Annotated in this window: 10 protein-coding genes; 6 read left to right on the top strand and 4 right to left on the bottom strand. The window is 69.3% G+C overall.

Annotation, left to right across the window (positions count from 1 at the left end; genetic code table 11):
* Positions 1-154: 154 nt before the first annotated feature.
* Together D7I43_RS25300 and D7I43_RS32525 are read left to right on the top strand one after the other, a co-directional pair.
* On the top strand, positions 155-718 hold the full coding sequence (locus D7I43_RS25300) for a dihydrofolate reductase family protein (RefSeq protein ID WP_120331059.1): 564 nt from the start codon (positions 155-157) through the stop codon (positions 716-718).
* 160 nt (positions 719-878) lie between these two features.
* Positions 879-1,238 (top strand): hypothetical protein, encoded by a 360-nt coding sequence (locus D7I43_RS32525; protein ID WP_147427299.1) that lies wholly within the window; start codon positions 879-881, stop codon positions 1,236-1,238.
* Between the two features lie 110 nt (positions 1,239-1,348).
* Here the strand turns inward: D7I43_RS32525 and D7I43_RS25310 are convergent, their stop codons facing one another.
* Positions 1,349-2,011 (bottom strand): HAD family hydrolase, encoded by a 663-nt coding sequence (locus tag D7I43_RS25310; RefSeq protein WP_120331061.1) that lies wholly within the window; start codon positions 2,009-2,011, stop codon positions 1,349-1,351.
* Between the two features lie 275 nt (positions 2,012-2,286).
* Here D7I43_RS25310 and D7I43_RS25315 point away from each other — a divergent pair, with 275 nt between their 5' ends.
* Complete coding sequence (locus D7I43_RS25315; RefSeq protein WP_120331062.1) at positions 2,287-3,048, top strand: DUF6928 family protein; 762 nt, start codon at positions 2,287-2,289, stop codon at positions 3,046-3,048.
* 76 nt (positions 3,049-3,124) lie between these two features.
* Here D7I43_RS25315 and D7I43_RS25320 read toward each other — a convergent pair whose 3' ends face one another.
* Together D7I43_RS25320 and D7I43_RS25325 are read right to left on the bottom strand one after the other, a co-directional pair.
* Complete coding sequence (locus D7I43_RS25320; protein WP_120331063.1) at positions 3,125-3,580, bottom strand: SRPBCC family protein; 456 nt, start codon at positions 3,578-3,580, stop codon at positions 3,125-3,127.
* A gap of 9 nt (positions 3,581-3,589) precedes the next feature.
* Positions 3,590-4,831 (bottom strand): MFS transporter, encoded by a 1,242-nt coding sequence (locus D7I43_RS25325; protein WP_120331064.1) that lies wholly within the window; start codon positions 4,829-4,831, stop codon positions 3,590-3,592.
* Here D7I43_RS25325 and D7I43_RS25330 point away from each other — a divergent pair.
* A complete protein-coding gene (locus tag D7I43_RS25330) occupies positions 4,821-6,041 on the top strand; it encodes an ArsR/SmtB family transcription factor (RefSeq protein ID WP_204985289.1) in 1,221 nt (406 codons plus the stop codon). The two genes, D7I43_RS25325 and D7I43_RS25330, sit on opposite strands and share 11 nt — an antisense overlap.
* A 136-nt stretch (positions 6,042-6,177) precedes the next feature.
* Here D7I43_RS25330 and D7I43_RS25335 read toward each other — a convergent pair whose 3' ends face one another.
* Positions 6,178-6,729, bottom strand: coding sequence for a TetR/AcrR family transcriptional regulator (locus D7I43_RS25335; RefSeq protein WP_120331079.1), 552 nt, complete (start codon positions 6,727-6,729; stop codon positions 6,178-6,180).
* 83 nt (positions 6,730-6,812) lie between these two features.
* Between D7I43_RS25335 and D7I43_RS25340 the strand changes: the two genes are divergently transcribed.
* Complete coding sequence (locus D7I43_RS25340; RefSeq protein WP_120331065.1) at positions 6,813-7,607, top strand: alpha/beta fold hydrolase; 795 nt, start codon at positions 6,813-6,815, stop codon at positions 7,605-7,607.
* Complete coding sequence (locus D7I43_RS25345; RefSeq protein WP_147427300.1) at positions 7,546-8,154, top strand: hypothetical protein; 609 nt, start codon at positions 7,546-7,548, stop codon at positions 8,152-8,154. Before D7I43_RS25340 ends, D7I43_RS25345 begins: the two co-directional genes overlap by 62 nt.
* Positions 8,155-8,279 lie beyond the last annotated feature (125 nt).

Below are 8,279 nucleotides of genomic sequence, written 5' to 3' on the forward strand. Positions count from 1 at the left end.
GGTGGAACTTTCTCTCGGGATGGCGTCGGATCCGGGCCGCGCCGTTCGTAGAACGGAGAGGCGGAGAGCATCTTGCGCGACCCGTCATGCTCGACCAGCTGGCAGGCGAGGGTGACATCCCAATCGGGTCCTACGTGGACCGGGAGGTAGAGGCATGGCAAAGCTGATCTACGTAACGAATGTGTCGCTCGACGGCTATATCGAGGACGAGAGCGGAGCCTTCGCCTGGTTTCCGCCCGACGACGAGGTGTTCACGTTCACCACCGACCTCCTGCGGTCCGTGGGTACTTTCCTGTACGGGCGGCGCCTGTACGAATCGATGGCTGTCTGGGAAACCGACGCTTCGCTAGCCGCGCAGTCCGGCCTCATGGCTGACTTCGCGAGCGTCTGGCAAGCGGCGAACAAGGTCGTCTACTCCACGACTCTCACCGAGGTGTCAACGGCCGCCACCAGCTTGGAGCGCCGTTTCGACCCTGCCGCCGTACACCAGCTGAAGGCCACGGCCGGCAGCGACATCACCATTGGAGGCGCTAACCTGGCGGCGCAAGCCATGCAGGCAGGACTGGTTGACGAGTGCCAGTTGTTCGTCTGGCCCACGGCCGTCGGAGGTGGCAAGCCGGGGCTGCCCACTGGCGTGCGCGCCGACTTCGCGCTCCTCGACGAGCGCCGATTCCGAAACGGCGTCGTTCACCTCCGTTACCGCACCCTCGGCCACTAAGCAGGGTTGCCACCCTGATCTGGGCGGCCTGTGTGATGAGCGCCCGCCCCCGTCCGCCGCATGCGAGACCCATGAGCGTTCGCGGGCCGTTCTCAGACGGCACGGCCACCCGCAGTGTGGATCAACCCGACTCCCAAGCCGAGGGTCGACGCTGCCTACGATGATGTCCGTGCCTCACTGGTCTGAGTCTGCGCGCGTCGCTGAGGAGCAGGGCGACTGGGACGGAGCAATCGCGGTGCTTGGTGCCGTTGCGGAGTGCTACAGCACCGACCACGAGCGCCACAACGCACACCTGTGGCACATGGATCTGCTTGCGCGCGCCGGCCGTCATGTCGAGTTGGCAGCTCTCGGCCAACGTGATGTGCATGCGGGCAGGCGGCTGAACCGGCTGCTCTACGAGGAAGGCCGGCTGGAGGATCTGCGACAGCGAGCGCGTTCCGGAGATGGTGGAGCGCGGTACTTCGTCGAACGCCTGGCCGGAGATCGGGATGGTCCGGGTGCCGAGCAGGCGGGTGACTAGCTGGGTGACGATCGCGGCGGCCCAGGCGGCGGACCATGAGAGACCTGGCTGTAGATCTTCATCGTGATCGAGAAGTTCGGGCCTCTGAGGACGGCAGCTGTCGGCGGCGCTCAACGAGTGGTCGTGACCAACTTGCTCAAGACCGGGAGCACACCGCGCAGATCGTCGTCGTCCACCGTGGCCGTCGCCGCCGTCCGCGCGCCGGTCGAGGCGTTGAACGCCACACTCAACCCGACGGACGCGAACAGCGGCAGGTCGGACCGGCTGTCTCCGACCGCCCCGCACGAGCGGGGATCCAACCCCAGCTCTCGTGTCTGCGCCAGCGCGAAGTCACGCTTGTCGTACTCGTCGAAGTGGCGGGCGACGCGACCCGTGAACCGTCCCTCGGCGGTCTCCAACTGCGGCCCGCTGAACGAATGGAAACCGAAGCGGTCGGCCAGGTAGCTGCCGACCGGGGACCAGGCCAGAGTCGCCAGCACAGGCACCAGACCGTTTCGCCGGCACCACGCCACCGTTTCCGCGATGCCCGCGACCAGGGGAAGCCCTGCAAGCCAGCCACAAACGTGCTCCTCGTGCACCCCTGCCCATCCCGCAGCATCCAACTCGGAGACCTGCCGGTTGTCGAGCACACCCGTGGCGTACGCGTCCTCAGCCTTGGCCAATTCCTCACGATGCCCGAGGAAGCCCGCCAGGAAGACCGAGGAGCTCGTCCTCGCGACGAGGGTGCCATCGACGTCGAAGAAGACGGCGCCTACCTGATCAGATGAGAACACCGCCCAAGGATGCCAGCACCGCCATGCGACGCATGCTCAGGAAGCGCGACCCTGGACATCAAACGCTGGATGTGGTGGCCCAGCACCTGTTCACGCGTCACGACGACGCCGAGGCACGGCGGATCGGCACAAACTCCAACCCGCCCTCGCCGGCAGGTGACCCTCCCGAGCCCGCCAACACCCGATTAGGAAGCCCGGCGTCGATGCCTTCGGCGCCGGGCGTCGCCGGGTAGTGTGCAGGCACTTGTCCGCAGCCGCAGACCTGGGGGAGTGACGTGGGGGCGAAGACAGCCCTGCTGGCATTCGCCGATGGAGACATCCGCTCTGCGTTGCTTCGTGCGACGCGCTCGGATCGATCCGAGACCGAGGCACTGGTACGTCGGGTCCACCCGGGCTACGTCGTGGAGCCGGCCGACGACGGCACGTTGTTCGACGACGTCAACCCGCCTGATGACATCACGTATGTGACGAAGCTCGCCGGGCTGGAGCTGTTCTGCGACTGGCGGTTGGTGTTCGACCCGCCGTCTGAGCTGCCGGACCACCTGCGCAAAGCGGGAGCGGGCAGACGGATCGTCATGCACGGGATGCACTCGGTCTCCGGCTCCCTCGCCTTCGCGGTCTGGGAGAACGACGTGCTCATCAGATCGCTGAGCCTGTCACCGGGCAGTGGCGTCCAGGAGAACATCGGCGAGCCGTTCGATTTCGAGCTGCCCTACTGGGCGGGCGAGCATCCGGTCGAACCCGTGCCGGGCTGGCCTGACCAGGGACCGTACCCGTTGCCGTTCCATCCCCTTCAGCTGGGCGAGGAAGCCCTGCGCGCGTTGTTCGGCTTCATCGTCGAGGGGCGCCCGGAGCCGGGCGACATCGACAGGGAGGCTGTTCATCTGCACGGCTTCCGTGTGACCGACCCGTCCGGGGCGGAACAGGCCGCCCGTGAAGCCCTGTACGCGAAGGTGCTACAGGCAATGGGTCCGCCGCAGAGGTTCCGGATGGGGCCAGACGGGACGATGCACGAGGTCAGCCTCGACAGCTTCTGATCGGTGAGGTAGACGCTCCTATTTCCGTCCACCCGTGAGCCGGCTCGTGCAGCTCGGAAGCCAGCGCGAGTCGGCCTCAGCTGGCGAGGGCCCTCACAAGGTAGGAGTTCCGGTCCTCGATCAACCGGTGCACGTACCTCAGCAAGAAGATCTTCGTGACCAGCCACCCAAGTACGCCGGAGGGGGCGGCGAAGTTGATGACGTCACGCATGATCGTGGCTCCACTGGCCTCATCCGAGGTGAAGATGTGCTCGTGGTGCCAACGGCGGAACGGGCCGGCGACCTGCTCGTCGACGAACCGGCGGGGGCGATCGTACGCGCTGATCCTGGAGGTCATCCGCCAGCGGATGCCGAAGTGTCGAGCGGTCCAGGTAACCGTCTCGCCAAGGGCCATCCGACCGGACCGGACGCCGTCCATTGCCTGCTCTCCCGAGGCAGCCATCGAGGCGGTGTGCGCGTCGACGTCCAGGGAGAGGTCGAAGACGTGTTCCACCGGCGCGCGGACCACCGTGGTGATGGCGATCAACGCCACATCGGCAACCTACGCCACGACCGTGGACCGCCCAGGCGAACGGTGCGGGGGCTGCCGCCGAGTGCCCAGGCGCACCGTCGCTGCGCCCAGCAGGGTCGCGGCGGCCATCGGCAGCCACAGCGCCGCCGCGCCCAGGCTGAGCAGACCGGTGATGATGACGGGGTCGACGGCCCGGGCCAGGCCGTAGCTGAGCTGCCAGCGGGCGAGCGCGCGTCCCATCAGGTGTGGCGGTGCCGACTCGATCACCAGCGGCACGCTGCTGCCGGTGTAGAGGATCTCGCCCAGCGTGTAGGGCACGATGACCAGCGCGACGAGCACCGTGCCGGGGGCGCCGCCGGTCGCCTGGCCGAGCCAGAAGGCGAGGTAGGAGGCGGCGAGCAGCAGGCCGGACCAGAAGAGCACGGTACGGTGGGGCCGCTTCGCGAGGCGTACGGCCACGACCAGTTGCAGCGCGATCACCATGACGGTGTTGGCGACGAAGATGCCCGAGGACCACGCCAGGGACGCGTGCAGGCTCTGCACCAGCAGCAGCGGCAGGGCGATCTCCAGGATGTCGGCGTAGAACGCGTACGGTATGCCGGCCAGGGCCAGGACGGTGACGGCGCGTAGGCCAGCAGCGGGCGTTTCGTTCGTTGCCGCAGCCGGCATGGGGGCCGGAACGTCGTGATGGGGCAGCGGCACCCGGGCGATCACCGCCGCGCCGAACGCGCACCCGAGCGCCGTCGCCAGCGCGAGCCAGCGGAGCACCTCCGGCCCGGTCGCGGCCAGGACCGTGCCGAGCAGGGCGCCGGCGCCCAGGCCGGCGTTGCGCAGTGAGCGGCCCGCGGCCAGCGCCGCCGTACGCTGGGACGGGCCGGCGAGCGCGGCGACCAGCGCGGAACTGGTGGGTGGAGCGATCTGCGTGCCGACGCCGATGAGCACGGCACCGATCGCGAAGCCGGCGGTGCCGGGCACCAGGGCAAGTAGCAGCGACCCGGCCGCCCGCACGAGTAGCGCGGCGACGGCGGGGGACCGCCGCGCTCCGCGGTCGATCCACCGTCCGGCGAGCGGGACGGCGGCGAGGCCGGCCAGCATGCCGACGGTCAGCGTCATGCCGGCCTGCTGCGCGCTGAGCCCGATCAGCACGGCGTAGATCACGATGAACGGGCGCAGCATCCCGGAGGTCGCTGCCTCGACTGTGGCGCTGAGCGCGTAGCGGCCGCCGCCCGGGATGCGGACCAGCTCACGAAGCGTCGTACGGGTGGTCGTCACGGCGCCGATCGTCCGGCCGTACGGCTGCGAAGGGGCCCAGGTTGGTTGGCGTCGTCAATCCATGGCGCGTCGATTGACGAGCGACGTCAATCGGTCTGTCCGGGCGCGTGCCCCTGCCATGATCGGTACCGTGGTCACCTCGGTCGACATCGCCGGCGTACCAGCCGATCGGATCCGGATAACGCCGTCGCCGCTGGCGGAGCTCGGCGCGGTGCTGCACGTGCTCGCGGAGCCGCAGCATCATCCGGACACCGCCGCGGCGGTGGCGGCGATGGCGGCTGCCCTGCCCGCAGAGTTGGCTCCCGACCTGGAGGAGTTCGGTCTGCTCTGGGACTCCGGCCGGGCCGACTTCCTGTTCCCGTCCGATCCGCGGCCGAGCCTGCGCGGTGAGCTGGACGACGTCGACCGCCTGGACGACGAGCGCTGGGTTGCTGCGGCGCTCGCGGCCCACCGAGCTGTCTCACCGGCGCCGCGAACGTGGTCGCCGCTGCGTGACCCGATCGTGCGGCAGCGGGCGCTGGCCGCGGCTCGCGCCCGAGGGCCGCGGCAGGCGGCGTGGGCGGAGCGGGTGCTCGCCGATCCGGCCGTCGAGCGCGAGCGGGTACGACGGTTCCTGCTCGCCTGCGAGTCCGCGTTCTTTGGCGCGGTCTGGGAACGCGTGCGCCCAGCGCTCGTCGAGGAGGCCAACCGTCGGCGCGTCGACCTGGCGCGCGAGGGTATCGGCGCCCTCGGTCGGATCTCGCACGCGATCGGGGTCGACACCGCGCGCGGCGTTTTGACGATCGACAAGCTGCAGGACCAGACCGCCGACGGTCGCGGTGGCGGGATGACGCTCATCCCGAGCGCGTACGGCGCGCCGCACATGACCGTCGTGTATGCGCCGGGCTGGCTGCCCGTGCTGCAGTACCCGGCACCGGGCTGGAACCCGCGCCCGGTATTGCGGGTGGACGAGTTGGATGCTCGGCTGACCGCGCTTGCGCACCCGCTGCGGCTACGTTTCTGCCGCACGCTCGCCCGAGGTCCGCACACGACCGGCGAGCTGGCCGACCTGTGGCGGGTGACGGCGCCGGAGGTGTCCCGACACCTCGCGGTGCTGAAGGCGGCCGGGCTGCTGATCTCGGCGCGCCGCGGACGCTACGTGACGTATCGCCTGGACGTGGAGGCGTGCACCGGCCTTGGGCAGCAACTGGTGGACGTCCTCGGGCGCTGAACAGCCAGGACGCGTAGGTGGGGCTCCTGGGTGCCGACCGTTCAGGGTATGCGGGCTCGCCAGATGCCGCCCCACCGTGCAAACCTCCGGCAGACTGGAAAGTCCAGGTTGGACGGTCTGGTTGGTGCTGAGGAAGTCAGCGGCAGATGCCGCGCAGCACGGTCTGGACGATGTGGGACACGAACGCGCTGTCTGCGGGTAGTCCGCGGAAGACCACGCGCAACCAGATCGCTCCCGCGATGAGGTCGACGATCGTCATCAGGTCGGTGTCCGGGGCCAGCTCGCCGCGGGCGGCCGCGCGTTCGAAGATCGGCCGCTCCCGAGCAAGCCGGTCGGCGAAGAAGCCCCGTACGCTCGTCGCGAGCTCTGGGTGACCGGCCGAGGCGGCCAGCGCGGCGACCGCGATGTCCCCGGACGGAGACGTCGTGAGCAGCGCCGCGATGCGGCTGGCCAGCTCGGTCAGGTCCCCTTCGAGGGAACCGGTGTCCGGAACCGCGAACTCGAGAGCGCGCGCTTCGATCAGGGCGTTGGCGACCAGCGCCGCCTTCGACGGCCACCAGCGGTAGAGGGTGGTCTTGTTCACGCCGGACCGCTCCGCCACCCCTTCGATGGTGAGCCGGTCGTATCCCGTCTCGGCGAGCATCGTCAGCGTCGTGTCGAAGATCTGCTGCTGCTTGCGCGGTGCCATGACGGCGATCATAGCAACGCAACGTTGCGTTGTGTTTTACTGCCAGTGCGACGCACCGATCCGCTCACGGAAGGGGATCCCGCATGACCCTGCCGATCGTCCTGCTCCACGGCATCCGCCTCAGCCGTACCATGTGGCAGCCCGTCCAGGACCGGCTGCACCACCCGGCGCACGCCATCGACCTGCCCGGTCACGGAACCCGCAGAGGCGAACGGTTCACCCTCGACGCGGCCACCCAAGCCGTCGCTGACGCGATCGACGCGGCCGGAGGGCAGGCGATCGTGGCCGGGCTGTCGATGGGCGGCTACGTCGCCATCGCCACCGCCGAACGCTTCCCGGAGCGCGTCGCCGGCCTGGTCGCCATCGGCTGCACCGCGCGCAACAGCGCGATGAACTGGGCGTTCCGGGCGGCCGCCGGGCTCGCCGTGCGCTTCCCCCGCCAAGCGGACAAGCTCAGCGCCGTCGCCTTCCGGTACGCGCTGCCACTCGAGGCCGCGCAGGCTGTCATCGACGGCGGGTTCGCCTGCGCGGCCATGCCTGACGTGGTACACGCCATCGCCGAGCACGACCAGCTCGCCGCCCTTCGGGCGTACCCAGGCAAGGTCTGGTTGATCAACGGCGACCGTGACCCGTTCCGGGCCGACGAGCAGACCTTCCTTACCGCTTGCCGCGACGGCCAGATCGTGCACCTGCCGCGCACCGGCCACGTGACAACGCTCGCCGACCCCGACCGCCTGGCCCGCCTGCTCGACCACGCGGCAGGCTCGATCCAGGCGATGCCCAGTCGTCGTTCTGGTCTCGTGTTGAATGCGGGCCATGGCGCCGACCATCGGACCCGCGTTCACGATCCCCGGTTACACCACCATGGCGCCGCCTGACTACGACGTCGAGTGCGATGCGACCGTGTACGCGGCAGACGGTGTGGTGGGATACCCCGCCTTCTGGTGGCACTACCTGTCGGGACCCCTGGGTGCCTACCCACAGTCGGAGACCGCCTTCGAGGTGCCGGCCGCGGATTACCACGCGATGGCTGCCGTCTTGGACGACCTCGAGCGGTGGCCGGTGATCTCGGTTCGCCTCGACGGAGACGCGTGGCTACGGATCGTGTACCGCAACATCGAGGATGGGGCGGGGCTCGACTTCGTGGAGCAGCGGCCGGGTCGGCCGGCGGAGGTGGTCACCTCGGTCGAGGGCCACGGGTTCACGTCCGCGATGACCTGGGCGGAGCTGCTTGCCGCGGCGGCGCTGCCGGATGAGCAGCTGACCTGGGCGCAGCGGCTCATCCTGATGCTGCCCATGCTGGGTCCGCAGGAACTGTCCGAGGACGCCGAGGGCATTGTGCACAGGGCACTGGAGGGGATCGGCGCACGAAACCGGTCGGCCCTGGCAGCGGCCTTGCTCGACGCCCTGGACTGGCGTACTTAGAACTCCTAACAGAATGATCTGGGCGGAGGTGGATTTGTCCCTCGTGGACGATCAACTACAGTGATCGGCCGTGAGGCGAGGTGAGCAGCCGCCGTGGATCGTCTCGGACGACCTGTGGGCCGAGA

The organism is Micromonospora globbae, assembly GCF_003610785.1.
GTDB classification, from domain to species: Bacteria; Actinomycetota; Actinomycetes; order Mycobacteriales; family Micromonosporaceae; genus Micromonospora; species Micromonospora globbae.